We start from the raw sequence: 13922 nt of genomic DNA, 5'->3' as shown, positions 1-13922 counted from the left end.
AAGCCATGTGTCTGGCGGTACCCGGCAAGGTCCTGCAGATCGAGGAGCGTGACGGCACGCGGATGGCGTCCGTCGACTTCGGCGGCGTGATCAAGGAGGTGTGTCTGGAGTACGTGCCAGACCTGCGGGTCGGCGAATACACGATCGTCCACGTCGGCTTCGCGCTGCAACGGCTGGACGAGGAGTCGGCCCGGCAGACCCTCGAACTGTTCGAGAATCTCGGACTGCTGGAGGAGGAGTTCGGCGATCCCTGGCAGGCGGCGGAGGACGCACAGCGGGCCGAGGACGCACAGCGGGCCGAGGACGTACCGCGGCCCGGCGGCGCACAGCAGCCCGGCGACGACGCACGGCGGGAGGTACGGCTGTGAAGTACATCGACGAGTTCCAGGACCCGGAGCTGGCCGAACGGCTGCTGGAGGACATCCACGCCACCGTCACCAGGCCCTGGGCGCTGATGGAGGTGTGCGGCGGACAGACGCACTCCATCATCCGGCACGGCATCGACCAGCTGCTGCCCGACGAGGTCGAGCTGATCCACGGCCCCGGGTGCCCGGTGTGTGTCACCCCGCTCGAACTGATCGACAAGGCGCTGGAGATCGCATCCCGGCCGGAGGTGATCTTCTGCTCGTTCGGCGACATGCTGCGGGTGCCGGGGACCGGCAGGGATCTGTTCCAGGTCCGTTCGGAGGGCGGTGACGTGCGCGTCGTCTACTCACCGCTGGACGCGCTGACCCTCGCGCGGGAGAACCCGGACCGCGAGGTCGTCTTCTTCGGCATCGGCTTCGAGACCACGGCCCCGCCGAACGCCATGGCTGTGCACCAGGCGGCGAAGCTGGGGCTGCGCAACTTCAGTCTGCTGGTCTCCCATGTGCGGGTACCGCCGGCCATCGAGGCGATCATGAGCGCGCCGGACTGCCGGGTGCGGGCCTTTCTGGCGGCCGGACATGTGTGCAGCGTGATGGGCACCGAGGAGTATCCGGCGCTGGCGGAGCGCTTCGAGGTGCCCATCGTCGTCACCGGGTTCGAGCCGCTGGACATCCTGGAGGGCGTACGCCGGGCTGTACGGCAGCTGGAGGCGGGCCGGCACACGGTCGAGAACGCCTATCCGCGCGCGGTCGTGGCACAGGGCAACCCGGCGGCCAGGGCGATGCTGGACGAGGTGTTCACCACCACCGACCGCGGCTGGCGCGGCATCGGCGTCATCCCGGACAGCGGCTGGCGGCTGGCGCCGCGCTACCGGGAGTACGACGCGGAGTACCGCTTCAGCGTCGGCGGCATCACCACCCGGGAGCCCGCGGCCTGCCGCAGCGGCGAGGTGCTGCAAGGACTGCTGAAGCCGTACGAGTGCGAGGCGTTCGGCACCGTCTGCACCCCGCGCACTCCGCTCGGCGCCACGATGGTCTCCAGCGAGGGTGCGTGCGCCGCCTACTACCTCTACCGCCGGCTCGGCGGACCGACGACCGCGCCACTGGAGGCGAGCACCCTTGACTAGCACCGAGGCCATCGAGCCGGCGGCGGACGCCGACGGCGCCGCGCGCCCCGCACCCGACTTCTCCGGCTGGACCTGCCCGGCACCACTGCGCGGCGGGCAGCGGATCGTGCTGGGCCACGGCGGGGGCGGCGCGCTCTCGGCGGAGTTGGTGGAGCACGTCTTCGTGCCCGCGTTCGGGGGACGCGCGCTCTCGACCCTCGCCGACTCCGCGGCGCTGGAGATCGACGGGGCCCGGCTGGCGTTCTCCACCGACTCCTTCGTGGTGCGGCCGCTGTTCTTCCCCGGCGGCAGCATCGGCGACCTGGCCGTCAACGGAACCGTCAACGACCTGGCGATGAGCGGAGCGCGGCCCGCCTATCTCTCCTGCGGCTTCATCCTGGAGGAGGGAGTGGAGGTCGGGTCGGTGGCGCGGATCGCCGAGGCGCTGGGCGCGGCGGCCCGTACGGCCGGGGTCGAGGTCGCCACCGGGGACACCAAGGTCGTGGAGGCGGGGCGTGGCGACGGTGTCTATCTGAACACCGCCGGGATCGGGGTGATCCCGCACGGCGTCGACATCCGCCCGCAGCGCGCCGCGCCCGGCGATGTGGTCATCGTCAGCGGAGCGATCGGCCTGCACGGGGTCGCGGTGCTGAGCCGGCGCGAGGGGCTGGAGTTCGAGGTCGGCATCGAGAGCGACTGCGCGGCCCTGGGCGGTCTGGTGGCGGACATGCTGGCCGTCACCCGCGAGCTGCATGTGCTCCGCGACCCCACCCGCGGCGGTGTCGCCGCGGCCCTCAACGAGATCGCGGCGGCCGCCTCGGTCGGCGTCGTCCTCCAGGAGCGGGCGGTCCCGGTGCCCGAACAGGTCGCCGCCGCTTGCTCGATGCTGGGACTGGACCCGATGTACGTGGCGAACGAGGGCAAGCTGCTGGCGTTCGTACCGCGCGCGGAGGCGGACGCCGTGCTCGCCGCGATGCGCCGCCATCCGCTCGGTGCGGAGGCGGCGGTGATCGGCGAATGCGTCCCGGACCACCCCGGGATGGTCGTGGCCCGCACCGGGCTGGGCGGCACCCGGGTTGTGGACCTGCCGCTGGGCGAACAGCTCCCCCGAATCTGCTGAGCGGCAGCTGCCGAGCCGTAACTGCTGAGCCGTATGTGCCGAGTCGTATGTGCCGGGTCGAGCCCCGAAGCACACGAACGAACCATCACCAGGAGGTCGTGGTGCGGATCCTGCTCATCGCGAGCGCCTTCAACAGTCTGACCCAACGTGTCCAGGCCGAACTGCGGGACGCCCGCCACACCGTCGCCACCGAGGTGGTCCGCGACGGCGACGAGGTGCGCCGCGCGGTGGACCGGCACGCCCCGGACCTGGTGGTCGCGCCGATGCTGCGGACCACCGTGCCGCGGGACGTGTGGTCGCGGCTGACCTGTCTGATCGTGCACCCGGGCCCACCGGGTGACCGCGGCCCCTCCTCCCTCGACCGGGCCGTGCACGAGGGCCGCATCCGCTGGGGGGTTACGGTGCTCCAGGCCGAGGCGGAGCTGGACGCCGGGGCCATCTGGGCCTCGGCGGAGTGCACCCTGCAGGAGGGGATCAGCAAGAGCGATCTGTACCGGGGCGAGGTGGCCGACGCGGCGCTCGAAGCGCTCCGGAACGCGGTGGCCCGGTTCGCCGCCGGCGGGTACCGGCCGCGGGCGCAGGACGACATCGAGGCGTCGGCCGCGCCACAGCTGCGCCAAACCGAGCGCCGGATCGACTGGCAGACCTTCCGGACGCTCGACGTACTGCGGACCCTGCGCGCCGCGGACTCGCAGCCCGGCGTGCTGGACGAGCTGCTGGGCGAGGAGTGGTACCTGCACGGCGGGCACGCCGAGGACCAGCTGCACGGCACCCCGGGCGAGATCCTCGCCACCCGCGCGGGCGCGATCTGCCGGGCCACGGTCGACGGTGCGGTGTGGATCCCGCAGCTGCGGCCACGCCGCTCGGCCGACGGCCGCAGGACGTTCAAGCTCCCCGCGACGCTGGCGCTGGGCAGCCGGCTCCCGGACGTACCGGAGCGGCCGGCGCCGCTCGAACTCGCGCCCGAGCGGCTGACGCACACCGAGATCCGCTACCGGGAGCGGAACGGCGTCGGGTTCGTCCGCTTCTCCTTTCCCGGCGGGGCGATGAGTACGGTGCAGTGCCGCCGGCTGCTGGCCGCCTACCGGTACGCGTGCACCCGGCCGACCCGCGTGGTGGTGCTGGGCGGCGCGCGGGACTTCTTCTCCAACGGCATCCACCTGGGCGTCATCGAAGCGGCCCGGGACTCCGCCGCCGAGGGCTGGGCCAACATCCAGGCCATCGACGACGTCGTCGAGGCGGTGCTGACCACCACCGACCGGCTGGTGGTGGCCGCGCTGGGCGGCAATGCGGCAGCCGGCGGAGCGATGCTGGCCGCCGCAGCCGACGAAGTGTGGTGCAGGGCGGGCGCGGTCCTCAATCCGCACTACCGGCTCATGGGTCTGCCGGGTTCGGAGTTCTGGACGTACACCCTGCCGCGCCGCGTCGGACCCGAGATCACCGAGGCGCTGATGCGGGACGCCGAACCGATGAGCGCCGCAACCGCGCGCCGGATCGGGCTGGTGGACCGGGTGCTGCCGACCTCACCGAGCGGGTTTGCGCCGCGGGTCGCGGAGCTGGCGGCGGCGCTCGCCGAGGACCCGGCCACCCACCAGCGGCTCGCGGTGAAGAAGACCAACCGTGCCCGCGACGAGGCCACCGAGCCGCTGGCCGCCTACCGCGACCGGGAGCTGGCCGCGATGCACCGCGTCCTCTTCGACCCGGCAGCCCCGCACCACGCACTCCGCGCGGCGTTCCTCCGCAAGGAGCCTCCACCGACCGCGGCACCCGCCCTGCGGGGGTAGGCCGTCCGGCCCCCGCCTGTACTGGGTAGGGGCTGCCCCTGTCCGGCGTCCGCAGGCTGCGGCTTGCGTTGTGGCTGTTCGCGCAGTTCCCCGCGCCCCTTACGGGGCCCGCGCCGGAGGGCCGGGTGCGCGTCGGAGGATGGGTGCATGCTCGACGACTTGGACCGTGCTCTGATCCACGCGCTGCACATCGACGGCCGTGCGCCCTTCAGCCGGATCGCCGCAGCCCTCGGTGTCTCCCCGCAGACCGTCTCCCGGCGCTACCGGCGGCTGCGCACCGAGGCGGGGCTCCGGGTCGTGGGACTCCCGGACCCGCACCAGGCGGGGCAGACCCAGTGGCTGGTTCGGCTCACTGCCGCAGCGCGCTCCGCGCAGGACCTGGCGCACGCGCTGGCCCGCAGGGCGGACACCTCGTGGGTGAAGCTCACCGCCGGGGGCACCGAGATCGTCGCGGTCATCCACACCCGGACCGACACCGGTCACGCCCGCACCGACGCCGGTCACACCCGCACCGACGCGGGTCATACACGGTCCGACGCCGCCGCCGGCAACTCCTTGCTGCTGCACGACATCTCGCGGACCAGCGCCATCACCGCGGTGTCCGCGCACTGTCTGCTGCACACCTATCTCGGCGGCCCGAGCAACTGGCGCCGCAGCTCCGAAGCGCTCGATACGGAGCAGCAGCGCATGCTGCGCTCGCCGGCGGTGGAGACGTCGTACGTTCCCGTACCGCGCCGGGTCGGCGAGGGCGACGCCGCGTTGCTGCTCGCGCTGCAGAAGGACGGGCGGGCCGGCCATGCGGAACTCGCGCGGGCGACCGGCTGGTCCCCGGTCACCGTGGCGCGCCGGCTCGCAGATCTGCGGGCGGGCGGCGCTCTCTTCTTCGACGTCGAGGTCGATGCCGGGCTGTTCGGCGCGAACACCAGGGCTCTGCTGTGGATGTCGGTGAGCCCGGCACGCCTGGAGCGGGTGGCGACGACGCTGGCCGGCCACGACGAGCTGGCCTTCGTGGCCGCGACCACGGGCCCCACCAATCTGGTGGCACAGGCGCTCTGCCGCGACCCCGCCGACCTGCACCACTACCTCACCCGGCGGCTCGGCTCCCTCGGCGCGATCCGCACCCTGGAGTCGAGCCCGGTGCTGCGGAACCTCAAGGCGGCGAGCCCGGTCCTCTCCGCCCAGGCCCGTGCCGGGCACCGGGCCGCACCGGCGCGCGGCCGGACCTGAGGGCAGGCCCCTCAGCTGCTGCCCGAGGCTGCCCGCGGCCGATGGGCTGTCCCGGCGTCGGCTGCGGCATCCTCGCGGGTCATCGCCCGGCTCGTGGCGTAGCTGACCACCACCAGCGCAACGGCGGACCAGAAGGCGACCTGTACGGCGTGCAGTGCACCCGGAGCGCCCCTGGACCCGGCGCTGCCGAGGTAGACGCTGCCGAGGGCCGCCACCCCGAGTGTGGCGCCGAGTTGCTGGACCGCGTTCAGCAGCCCGGCGGCCGAGCCCACCTCCTGCGGCAGCAGCGGCTTCAGGGCGAGGGTGAAGAACGGGGGGGTGAACAGCCCCGCACCGAGCCCGACGACGCCGAGCGCACCCAGCAGCAGCGTCGGAAAGTCCCTCGGGTCGGCGGTGTGGTAGACGGCGACGGCGGCGAGCATGCCGAGCAGCAGTACGGCGAGGCCGAGGGACATCACGCGGTGCCCGTAGCGACGCACCAGATGCGCACCGGCCACCCAGGACGCGAGGGCAAGGCCGACCGACCACGGGGCGAGGGTCAGTCCCGCCGTCAGAGCGTCACTACCCAGTCCCAACTGGAGCTGGAGCACGACGACCAGCAGCAGCCCGTTGGTCACCGCGAAGAAGGACATGGACGTCAGCAGGGCGGCAGGAAAGCCGCGGTGGGCGAACAGGCTCGGCTCCACCAGCGGGCTGCGGCCCGCGGCTGCGGCCCGGCGCTGCTGCCGTACGAAACCGGCCAGCAAGCACAGCCCGGCCGCCACGGTCCCCCAACTCCACAGGGACATCGCGGCGATGTCCGCACCGATCAGAGGGTGGACGACGAGCCCGGTGCCGAGCATCGCCAGCACGGTGCCGGTCACGTCGAGGCCGGGCCGCTTCGGGGCGCGGTCCTCCTTGAGCTTGGGCGAGAGCCCGAGGACGACCAGCGACACGGGAACGTTCACCAGGAACGCGGCCCGCCATGACGAGCCGAACAGGTCGGCGTGCGTCAGCACCCCGCCGAGCACCGGTCCGCAGACGGCCGCCAGGCCCATCACGGGCCCGATGCTGCCGAGGGCCTGGGACACCTCGGGGCCGGAGAACATCGCTTTGATCAGGCCGATCGTCTGCGGAACGATCATTGCGGCGGCTGCTCCCTGCACCACCCGGCAGGCGATCAGGACGCCTGCTGCGGGCGCCAGGGCGCAGGCGAGGGACGCGGCCATGAACGCCACCACGCCGGTCACGAACAGCCGCCGCCGGCCCGCGATGTCGCCGAGTCGGCCACCGGTGATCAGCAGCACCGCGAAGGGCAGGGTGTAGGCCGTGGTGAACCACTGGATGTCGGAGACGGAGCCGCCCAGGTCCGCATGAATGGCCGGGGCTGCGACCTGTACGACGGTCGCGTCCAGCAGATTCATCGCCTCACCGAGCAGCAGCGCTGCGAGCCCCGGCCAGCGCCATCTGTACGCCGTGGAAACAGAGATCGGCGCGGGCGTGTGCTCAGCGGTCATCGTGGTTCCTCTCCACCGTTCGACTCCACCGTTGTTCGACACCGGCCCGGCCTGCCTGTCGGTCAGCAGATCATCGGGTCGGCCACGAGCCAGCGTGGAGCCGGACTCCCGGGGGCTCCAGCCAGGGCCGGGAGCGGGAAGATTTCTTCCGTCGGAGAGGTTCGCAGCAGCGATTTACGCCACCGGGGAGGTGTGTAGGCACACGAACGCCCCGCCGGGGGCGGGGCGTTCGGTGTGACAACGGCGAAACCCGCGCGGATCGGCGGGCGGGTTGCGTCAGTCGGAGACGCAGCTGTTGCCGAACGCCGGGTTGAGGAGTCCGACGATGTTGACGGTGTTGCCGCACACCTGGATCGGCACGTGCAACGGCACCTGCACGACGTTGCCGGAGAGAACCCCCGGTGACTTCGCTGCGGCGCCCTGAGCCCCGGAGTCGGCGGACGCGGCCGTGGCCCCGCCGAGAACGGCGGTGGCGGCCAGACCAGAGGCGACAACCGCGGTACGGATGCGCATGGTGATCCTCCCTTGTTCTATGTGCCAGACGCGGACAAGGGTGCACCCGCCCCCGAACCCGGTATTCCGTCGCCACGCCCAACAGGGCGGCCGCCCACCCGATCGGAGGAGTTCCCCGCCAACAGCACGCCACCGCCCCGCCGCTGCGCGGCCACCGGTGTTGCGCAGCCGTACGCGCGCCGTCTCGGCCGTAGCCGTCAGCGACGCTACTCCCGGTCGGTGCGGCCGAGTCCGTGGCCGAAGGGGAAGGTGGGGGCGGCTGCACCTCGTCGCGCCAGGCCAGCTCCACCGGGGAGCCGGAGTTGACGACGACGGTGCGTGGGTTGGCGGCGGCAATACGCGGGACGAGTTCGTCCTGCCGTCCGGGAAGCTGCCCCTCGCCTGCACGCACCCGGCCAACTGCGGTACCTCGGCGGGGAGTTACCCGTCCCGGCCCAGGTAGTGGACGCTCCGCGCGAAGCCGTTGCGGGCTGCGGGATTCCCGTGCGGGGGTCGGCGCCCATGGCGTGGTGGACCTCGACGTCGTCGGGAGCGCGGCACGCAGGCCCGGTGCCGCGGGCCACCGTCCAGTCGGAGACGTTGCAGCCGCCGAAGCCCCACTCCCTCCGCGCGGCGGGCGGGCGGCGAGGACGGCACGGAGGACGCCGTAGAGCCGGAGTGAGCCTCAGCTGACGGGCCGGCTGCGCCATTCGAGTCCGTTCTGCCGTGTCATTCATATATTGCTCTGTAATGCCCGGTCGACTGACGAGGATGAGCGCGTCCCTGCTCTTCCGGACCTTCACGGAGGTTTCATGCGCACGCGCCTTCCCACGCGCTCCCTCGCCGTCGGCCTGGCCGCTCTCGGCCTCGCCGCCGCCGGTGCCGCCTCGGCTTCGGCCAGTGAAGAGGGAAATCACCACAAGCCCCATAAAGGGGTAAACATCCACGTCACAGACAACGACCACATCATCAACGACTCCGTCTCCCAGTTCAGCATCAACGGCCCCTTTGGCTCCAACTTCTCCTGAGCCGACCGCACTTCTGATCCGGGACGTCGGCTGCACACCCGACGGCCGCACATGACGGGCGTGGAGAGGCCACTCCGAACCTCCAAGGACGAGCCTCTCCACGCCACTTGCCTCTTCAGCAGCGCGTCACCAGGAGGACTTGGTGACTCCCGGCAGATAGCCGGCGTGCACCTGTTCACGGAAGCGCACGCGGGAGAGCCCGAAGGCGCGCAGATGGCCGCGGGGACGGCCGTCCACACTGTCCCGATTGCGCACCCGGGTGGCGCTGGCGTCGCGGGGCTGCCGCCGCAACTCCGCCAGCGCCGCGCGCCGTTCGGCGTCCGTCGACGCGGGGGCGCGCAGGATCTCCTTGAGTTCCGCCCGACGGGCCGCGTAGCGCTCCACCGTCGCCCGGCGCTGCTCGTTCTTCGCGATCTTGCTCTTCTTCGCCATCAGACCCGCCCTCCTCGGGCGCGGATGCGGGCCACGGCCCGCTCGACGCCGATCACGTCCACGGTCTTGATGCCCTTGGTGCTCAACGTCAGCCGTACGTAACGGCCTTCGCTCGGCAGCCAGTAGCGCTTGCGCTGCACGTTGGGGTCGAAGCGGCGGGATGTGCGCCGGTGGGAGTGGGAGACGGTCTTCCCGAAACGCGGTTGCGCTCCGGTGAGCTGACAGTGGGCCGACACGGGTGTTACCTACCTCTCGCTTGGCTCAGTTGGAAATGATTTCCATTAACAATATAGTGGCCGTCATGGCTCGCAACGAACTACGCCCCCTCGTCAAGCTCCGCTCCACCGCGGGCACCGGCTACACCTACGTGACCCGCAAGAACCGGCGGAACGACCCCGACCGGCTGACCCTGCGCAAGTACGACCCGCGCGCCCGCCGCCACGTCGACTTCCGCGAAGAGCGCTGACGCAGCCGACCGATCCGAGGGAGAGGCACCCCATGAAGCCCGGAATCCACCCCGCGTACGGCCCTGTCGTCTTCCGCGACAAGAGCGCCGACTTCGCTTTCCTGACCCGCTCCACCCGCACCGGCGAGCAGACGATCCAGTGGGAGGACGGCAACACCTACCCCGTCATCGACGTGGAGATCTCCTCGCGGAGCCACCCCTTCTACACGGGCACGGCCCGCGTCGTGGACAGCGCGGGCCGCGTGGAGCGGTTCGAGCGCCGTTACGGCCGCAACGGACAGGACGGACGGGCGGGAGCAGGCCGGTGACCAGCGACGAGCGACCGCAGCTGCCCGTGGTCCTCGTCGCGGGCATGCACGCCGAAGCACGCCGCCGGGTCGTCGGCCGGCTCCTCGCCGCCGTACCGGGCAGTGTGGCGCTGCACCACGATCTGGCGTCCGCTGCGGACGGCACCGTGACGCGTACCGTGCGCGACACCTCGGGCACCGTCTCGTGCGGTGAGGCGCCGCTCGTCAACGACTGCGCCTGCTGTGCCCTGCGCGAAGACCTGATGCCGGAGCTGTTCCGGCTGGCCGGGACCGCGCAGCTCGCGATCGTGGAACTGTGGGACTCCGTCGAGCCCAAGGCCATGGCCGAATCCGTCGCGGCGCACGGTGGGGACACCGTCGGGCTGACCAACGTGATCACCGCGGTCGACCCGGCACTGGTGCTGCCCTGCCTCGCCAACGGCGACGACCTGGCCGAGGCCGGGCTCGCCGCCGCGGCCACCGATCAGCGCACGATCGCGGACACCCTGGCCCGGCAGCTGGAGTACGCGCCAGTGCTTGCGCTCGTCGACGAGCACGAGGCGGACGACGAGGACCGGGCACTGCTCGGCCAACTCCACCCCACGGCACGGCAGGTGTCCGTCGATTCGCCGGAGCTGGCCCGGCTCGTCTTCGCGGGCTTCGACATCGAGGCGGCCGCGGCCGCCCAGCACCCGTCCTGCGCGCTGCTGCCGCAGGAGGCGGACGAGGCGGGCGTGGCCACTCTCGTCTGGCGGGGCCACCGGCCCTTCCACCCGGGCCGGCTCTACCAGGCGCTGGAGGATCTGACCTGCGCGGCGGCGCGCAGCCGCGGCCGATTCTGGCTCGCGGACCGGCCCGACACCCTGCTGGGCTGGGACGCGGCCGGGGGCGCCCTGAGCGTGGAGACCGCGGGGCCGTGGCTCGCCTCGCTGCCGGACGCCGCATGGGAGCTGGTGCCTCCGATGCGCCGGGCCGCCGCGGCGCTGGACTGGCATCCCCGGCACGGCGACCGCTGCCAGCACCTGGTCTTCACCTCACCGGGACTGGACCGCGAGGGACTCACCCGGCTGCTGGAAACCTGTCTGCTGACCGACGCGGAGTACGCCGCGGGGCGCGAGGGCTGGAAGCGCTTCCCCGCCGCCTTCGACGACCTCCTCGACCCCGTCTCCTGACGTCCACGAACACGAACACGCACGAACACGAAGGAAGTCTCATGCCCCGCCGCAGCCCCGACCGCAAGCAGCAGCGCCCCCGTCCCAATCCGCTGGACGCGGCCGGTATCACCTACATCGACTACAAGGACACCGACCTGCTGCGGAAGTTCATCTCCGACCGCGGCAAGATCCGCAGCCGCCGCGTCACCCGCGTCACCTCTCAGCAGCAGCGTCAACTCGCCAGGGCCATCAAGAACGCCCGCGAAATGGCCCTCCTCCCCTACTCGAGCCGCTGATCGCTGCTGCTGACCGGCCGTCTTGCCCATCGTCACCGGCTGCTGGGTGCGGCGGCCGTCCCGGAGAGCGCACGCAGCGTGCGTGAGCGCAGCTGTCCGTACACCGGTCTGCCGATCGGGCCATAGATACGGCGGCAGGGGGTACCGCGTGACGGGAGAGAGCACTGGTCCAGCGGCACGAAGGAGCTGACCATGAGGTACGACGAGTTCCTGGCCCAGGTCCGCGAGCGCGGCGAGTACCAGAACCGGGCGGAGGCCGAAGAGGTCACCAAGGCGGTACTGAGCGTCCTCGCCTCCCGGATCACCCCCGTCAAGGCCGAGGAGCTGGCCGCCCAGCTGCCCGGCCCGCTGGGACCGGTCGTGGCCGAGGCCGGCGAGGATCCGCCGGAGACATACGGCGTGGAGCAGTTCTGCGCCCACGTCGCCGAACGCACCCACGCCCGGCCCCGCACCGCGGAGTGGGACGCCAGCGCGGTCCTGTCCACCCTCGCCGACGCCGTATCCGGCGGCGAGCTCAACCAACTGCTCAGCCAGCTGCCCAGCGGATACGCTGCGCTGTTCGGCAAAGTCGAACTGAGCCGGTGACCATGCGTCGAACACCGGCCCACTACCGGCGGGCGGCGAGCGTGGCGAGGGCGCTATCGATCTCGGCGCGGGCATGCGGAGCGGCAGCGGCGCCGGTCTCGACGGTGACCGTGACGCGCACCCCGCGGGGCCGCGCGTCGGTGACGTAGAGCTGGCCGGCGCAGTCGCCGTCGGGCCCGGAGGACCGCCAGATCGCGGTGCGGCTGTCCGGGTCCACCTCGACCGGCACATCCCGCTGCACGAGCTGACCGGCGACGTACGCGAACACCGCGTCCGCGGTCTCCGCGTCAACGGTGGTGGTCCGTTCGTACCGCACCCTCACAGGATGCGCACTGCGGCCCTCACGACGCGACCGGAGCGGGGAGGGCGAGGCTGAGGGCGAAGCGGTGCCCGGGGTCGGTCCACCAGCGGTGCAGCCGCATCCCGGCGGCGGCGAGCTCGGCGCGTACGCCCTGTCGCCGGAACTTCGCCGAGACCTCGGTGCGCAGCTCCTCACCGGGCTGGAAGTCGATGCTCAGATCGACGGCGGGCAGCTTGACGCCGAGCGCCCTCCGGGCCCGCAGCCGCATCTCGATCCACTCGTTCTCGCTGTCCCACACGGCGACGTGGGTGAAGTCGTCCGGGTCGAAGTCGGCGCCGAGTTCGCGGTTGAGAACGTGGAGGACGTTCTTGTTGAAGGCGGCGGTGACGCCGTCCGGATCGTCGTACGCGGCGACCAGGGTGGCGGGGTCCTTGACCAGATCCGTACCCAGCAGCAGGGCGTCCTGCGGGCCGAGGCGGGTCCGCAGGGAGGCCAGGAACCGGGCGCGCTCGGCGGGCAGCAGATTGCCGATGGTGCCGCCGAGGAAGGCGATGACCTTGGGCTCCGGGCAGCGGGGCAGTGGCAGCCGGTGCTGGAAGTCTGCGACCAAGGCGTGCACGGTCACCCCGGGATGGTCGGCGAGCAGGGCCTGCCCGGCGTCGGCCAGCGCGGACTCGCTGACGTCGACGGGCACATAGGTCAGCGGGGTGCCGAGTGCGTCCAGCAGCAGCCGGGTCTTGTACGAGGAGCCGGAGCCCAGTTCGACCAGCGTGCGGGCGCCGGTGATCCCGGCTATCCCGGTTGCCGCCTGCTGGAGTATCCAGGCTTCTGCGCGGGTGGGGTAGTAGACGGGGAGCGTGGTGATCTGTTCGAACAGTTCGCTGCCGCGTGCGTCGTAGAACCACTTGGGCGGCAGTGTCTTGGGGAAGCGGGTCAGCCCTTGGGTGACGTCGGTGGCCAGTGCGGCCGCGGTGGCGTTCGCGGGCAGGGTGCGGGTGAGGGTGAACCGGGAGTTGGGGGTCACGCGTGAGACTCCTTCAGGGCGGTCAGTTCGATGCCGCCGGGGTCGCCGGTGAGCAGATGGGCGTCGGGGACCGGTCGCCAGCCGGGGTCCGTGTCGTGCGGTTCGGAGGCGACGGTGAGCGAGCAATCGGGCTCCAGCAGGTACCAGAGCGTGTCGCCGCAGGCGGTGGCGGCCAGCGTGCGGCCGTCGGTCAGCAGGAAGTTGAGGCGGGATCCGGGCGCCGCGGCGGCCAGTTGCGCGGCGGCCTCGGCGAGGGCCGCACCGGGCCCGGTACCGGCCCGCAGCAGGTGCAGGACGAGCGCCCAGGCCAGCGCCGAGTCGCAGCGGGCCTCCAGGCCCAGCAGCTCCTGCGGCGGCAGCTCGCCCGCGATCCGGGCGACCGAGGCGGGCCAGCCGGCCAGGGCTCCGTTGTGGCTGAAGAGCCACGGTCCCGCGGTGTAGGGAGCGGCGGCCGACTCACCCGCCGCGCAGCCGGTCGTCGCGTCCCGTACGGCGGCCAGCAGCGCGGACGAGCTCACGACCCGGCACAGGTCGGGGAAGAAGCCGTCCGCCCAGATCGGCCCGGCGCGGCGGTAGCGCGCCGGTACCGGATCTCCTTCGGCGTACCAGCCCACGCCGAAGCCGTCGGCGTTGACGGTGCCGTGTTCCTGACGGCGCGGCGCCCACGACTGGCGGTGCAGCGAGTACGGCGGCGCCAGCAGCAGCTCCCCCAGCGGGCGGGCGGGGCCCAGATGCCCCAGGTGCCGGCACATCAGCGGC

Annotated in this window: 18 protein-coding genes; 11 read left to right on the top strand and 7 right to left on the bottom strand. The window is 72.2% G+C overall.

Annotated elements, in window-relative coordinates; all coding sequences use genetic code 11:
- The first annotated feature begins 5 nt into the window (after positions 1 to 5).
- The 5 genes from ACTWP9_RS05200 (at position 6) to ACTWP9_RS05180 (ending at position 5602) form a co-directional block, all read left to right on the top strand.
- Positions 6 to 368, top strand: coding sequence for a HypC/HybG/HupF family hydrogenase formation chaperone (locus ACTWP9_RS05200; protein WP_443244758.1), 363 nt, complete (start codon positions 6 to 8; stop codon positions 366 to 368).
- The gene (gene hypD / locus ACTWP9_RS05195) at positions 365 to 1492 is read left to right on the top strand and encodes a hydrogenase formation protein HypD (protein ID WP_443244757.1); all 1128 of its coding nucleotides are present in this window, start codon (positions 365 to 367) and stop codon (positions 1490 to 1492) included. The genes ACTWP9_RS05200 and hypD overlap by 4 nt, the downstream gene beginning before the upstream one ends.
- 10 nt (positions 1493 to 1502) lie before the next feature.
- Positions 1503 to 2591, top strand: coding sequence for a hydrogenase expression/formation protein HypE (hypE, locus tag ACTWP9_RS05190; RefSeq protein ID WP_443244846.1), 1089 nt, complete (start codon positions 1503 to 1505; stop codon positions 2589 to 2591).
- Positions 2592 to 2692: 101 nt separating this feature from the next.
- Entirely contained in the window at positions 2693 to 4375 is a 1683-nt protein-coding gene (locus tag ACTWP9_RS05185; RefSeq protein ID WP_443244756.1) for an enoyl-CoA hydratase-related protein, read from the top strand.
- Positions 4376 to 4522: 147 nt separating this feature from the next.
- Positions 4523 to 5602: an Lrp/AsnC family transcriptional regulator gene (locus tag ACTWP9_RS05180; RefSeq protein WP_443244755.1), complete on the top strand. Its 1080-nt coding sequence runs from the start codon at positions 4523 to 4525 to the stop codon at positions 5600 to 5602.
- Between the two features lie 11 nt (positions 5603 to 5613).
- On the opposite strand, the gene ACTWP9_RS05175 is transcribed toward ACTWP9_RS05180, so the two are convergent.
- Both ACTWP9_RS05175 and ACTWP9_RS05170 read right to left on the bottom strand, forming a co-directional pair.
- Positions 5614 to 7098 carry an MFS transporter gene (locus tag ACTWP9_RS05175; protein WP_443244754.1) on the bottom strand — a complete coding sequence of 495 codons (1485 nt, stop codon included), beginning with the start codon at positions 7096 to 7098 and terminating at the stop codon, positions 5614 to 5616.
- 276 nt (positions 7099 to 7374) lie between these two features.
- Positions 7375 to 7611 carry a chaplin gene (locus ACTWP9_RS05170; protein WP_443244753.1) on the bottom strand — a complete coding sequence of 79 codons (237 nt, stop codon included), beginning with the start codon at positions 7609 to 7611 and terminating at the stop codon, positions 7375 to 7377.
- Between the two features lie 791 nt (positions 7612 to 8402).
- Here ACTWP9_RS05170 and ACTWP9_RS05165 point away from each other — a divergent pair.
- On the top strand, positions 8403 to 8618 hold the full coding sequence (locus ACTWP9_RS05165; RefSeq protein WP_443244752.1) for a hypothetical protein: 216 nt from the start codon (positions 8403 to 8405) through the stop codon (positions 8616 to 8618).
- Positions 8619 to 8744: 126 nt separating this feature from the next.
- Here ACTWP9_RS05165 and rpsN read toward each other — a convergent pair whose 3' ends face one another.
- Positions 8745 to 9050: a 30S ribosomal protein S14 gene (gene rpsN / locus ACTWP9_RS05160; protein ID WP_443244751.1), complete on the bottom strand. Its 306-nt coding sequence runs from the start codon at positions 9048 to 9050 to the stop codon at positions 8745 to 8747.
- Complete coding sequence (gene rpmB / locus ACTWP9_RS05155; RefSeq protein ID WP_433097505.1) at positions 9050 to 9286, bottom strand: 50S ribosomal protein L28; 237 nt, start codon at positions 9284 to 9286, stop codon at positions 9050 to 9052. Before rpmB ends, rpsN begins: the two co-directional genes overlap by 1 nt.
- Before the next feature lie 65 nt (positions 9287 to 9351).
- Here rpmB and rpmG point away from each other — a divergent pair, with 65 nt between their 5' ends.
- The 5 genes from rpmG (at position 9352) to ACTWP9_RS05130 (ending at position 11838) form a co-directional block, all read left to right on the top strand.
- Positions 9352 to 9516 carry a 50S ribosomal protein L33 gene (gene rpmG / locus ACTWP9_RS05150; protein ID WP_099885384.1) on the top strand — a complete coding sequence of 55 codons (165 nt, stop codon included), beginning with the start codon at positions 9352 to 9354 and terminating at the stop codon, positions 9514 to 9516.
- 32 nt (positions 9517 to 9548) lie between these two features.
- Positions 9549 to 9824: a type B 50S ribosomal protein L31 gene (locus ACTWP9_RS05145; RefSeq protein WP_443244750.1), complete on the top strand. Its 276-nt coding sequence runs from the start codon at positions 9549 to 9551 to the stop codon at positions 9822 to 9824.
- Between the two features lie 44 nt (positions 9825 to 9868).
- Positions 9869 to 10975 (top strand): CobW family GTP-binding protein, encoded by a 1107-nt coding sequence (locus ACTWP9_RS05140; RefSeq protein WP_443244845.1) that lies wholly within the window; start codon positions 9869 to 9871, stop codon positions 10973 to 10975.
- 41 nt (positions 10976 to 11016) lie between these two features.
- Complete coding sequence (rpsR, locus tag ACTWP9_RS05135; protein WP_443244749.1) at positions 11017 to 11253, top strand: 30S ribosomal protein S18; 237 nt, start codon at positions 11017 to 11019, stop codon at positions 11251 to 11253.
- 192 nt (positions 11254 to 11445) lie between these two features.
- Positions 11446 to 11838, top strand: coding sequence for a DUF2267 domain-containing protein (locus ACTWP9_RS05130; RefSeq protein WP_443244748.1), 393 nt, complete (start codon positions 11446 to 11448; stop codon positions 11836 to 11838).
- A 22-nt stretch (positions 11839 to 11860) separates the two neighbouring features.
- Here the strand turns inward: ACTWP9_RS05130 and ACTWP9_RS05125 are convergent, their stop codons facing one another.
- Genes ACTWP9_RS05125 through egtC form a run of 3 tightly spaced genes read right to left on the bottom strand, consistent with a single transcriptional unit; the run spans position 11861 to position 13915 of the window.
- Complete coding sequence (locus ACTWP9_RS05125) at positions 11861 to 12154, bottom strand: hypothetical protein (RefSeq protein ID WP_443244747.1); 294 nt, start codon at positions 12152 to 12154, stop codon at positions 11861 to 11863.
- A 25-nt stretch (positions 12155 to 12179) separates the two neighbouring features.
- Positions 12180 to 13163: an L-histidine N(alpha)-methyltransferase gene (gene egtD, locus ACTWP9_RS05120; protein ID WP_443244746.1), complete on the bottom strand. Its 984-nt coding sequence runs from the start codon at positions 13161 to 13163 to the stop codon at positions 12180 to 12182.
- Positions 13160 to 13915, bottom strand: coding sequence for an ergothioneine biosynthesis protein EgtC (egtC, locus tag ACTWP9_RS05115; protein ID WP_443244745.1), 756 nt, complete (start codon positions 13913 to 13915; stop codon positions 13160 to 13162). The genes egtD and egtC overlap by 4 nt, the downstream gene beginning before the upstream one ends.
- Between the last annotated feature and the right edge of the window lie 7 nt (positions 13916 to 13922).

The organism is Streptomyces sp. 3N207 (assembly GCF_052246355.1).
In the GTDB taxonomy this organism is placed as follows: Bacteria; Actinomycetota; Actinomycetes; order Streptomycetales; family Streptomycetaceae; genus Streptomyces.
The sequence above is the reverse complement of the archived record's forward strand: the minus strand, read 5'-3'. Positions and strand labels throughout refer to the sequence as shown.

Excerpts from the sequence above, each read along its gene's own strand:
- ACTWP9_RS05200 (WP_443244758.1), top strand. The coding sequence starts at position 6 with ATGTGTCTGGCGGTACCCGGCAAGGTCCTGCAGATCGAGGAGCGTGAC.
- ACTWP9_RS05180 (WP_443244755.1), top strand. The coding sequence starts at position 4,523 with ATGCTCGACGACTTGGACCGTGCTCTGATCCACGCGCTGCACATCGAC.
- ACTWP9_RS05175 (WP_443244754.1), bottom strand. The coding sequence starts at position 7,098 with ATGACCGCTGAGCACACGCCCGCGCCGATCTCTGTTTCCACGGCGTAC.
- ACTWP9_RS05170 (WP_443244753.1), bottom strand. The coding sequence starts at position 7,611 with ATGCGCATCCGTACCGCGGTTGTCGCCTCTGGTCTGGCCGCCACCGCC.
- ACTWP9_RS05165 (WP_443244752.1), top strand. The coding sequence starts at position 8,403 with ATGCGCACGCGCCTTCCCACGCGCTCCCTCGCCGTCGGCCTGGCCGCT.
- rpsN (WP_443244751.1), bottom strand. The coding sequence starts at position 9,050 with ATGGCGAAGAAGAGCAAGATCGCGAAGAACGAGCAGCGCCGGGCGACG.
- rpmG (WP_099885384.1), top strand. The coding sequence starts at position 9,352 with ATGGCTCGCAACGAACTACGCCCCCTCGTCAAGCTCCGCTCCACCGCG.
- ACTWP9_RS05145 (WP_443244750.1), top strand. The coding sequence starts at position 9,549 with ATGAAGCCCGGAATCCACCCCGCGTACGGCCCTGTCGTCTTCCGCGAC.
- ACTWP9_RS05140 (WP_443244845.1), top strand. The coding sequence starts at position 9,869 with ATGCACGCCGAAGCACGCCGCCGGGTCGTCGGCCGGCTCCTCGCCGCC.
- rpsR (WP_443244749.1), top strand. The coding sequence starts at position 11,017 with ATGCCCCGCCGCAGCCCCGACCGCAAGCAGCAGCGCCCCCGTCCCAAT.
- ACTWP9_RS05130 (WP_443244748.1), top strand. The coding sequence starts at position 11,446 with ATGAGGTACGACGAGTTCCTGGCCCAGGTCCGCGAGCGCGGCGAGTAC.
- egtC (WP_443244745.1), bottom strand. The coding sequence starts at position 13,915 with ATGTGCCGGCACCTGGGGCATCTGGGCCCCGCCCGCCCGCTGGGGGAG.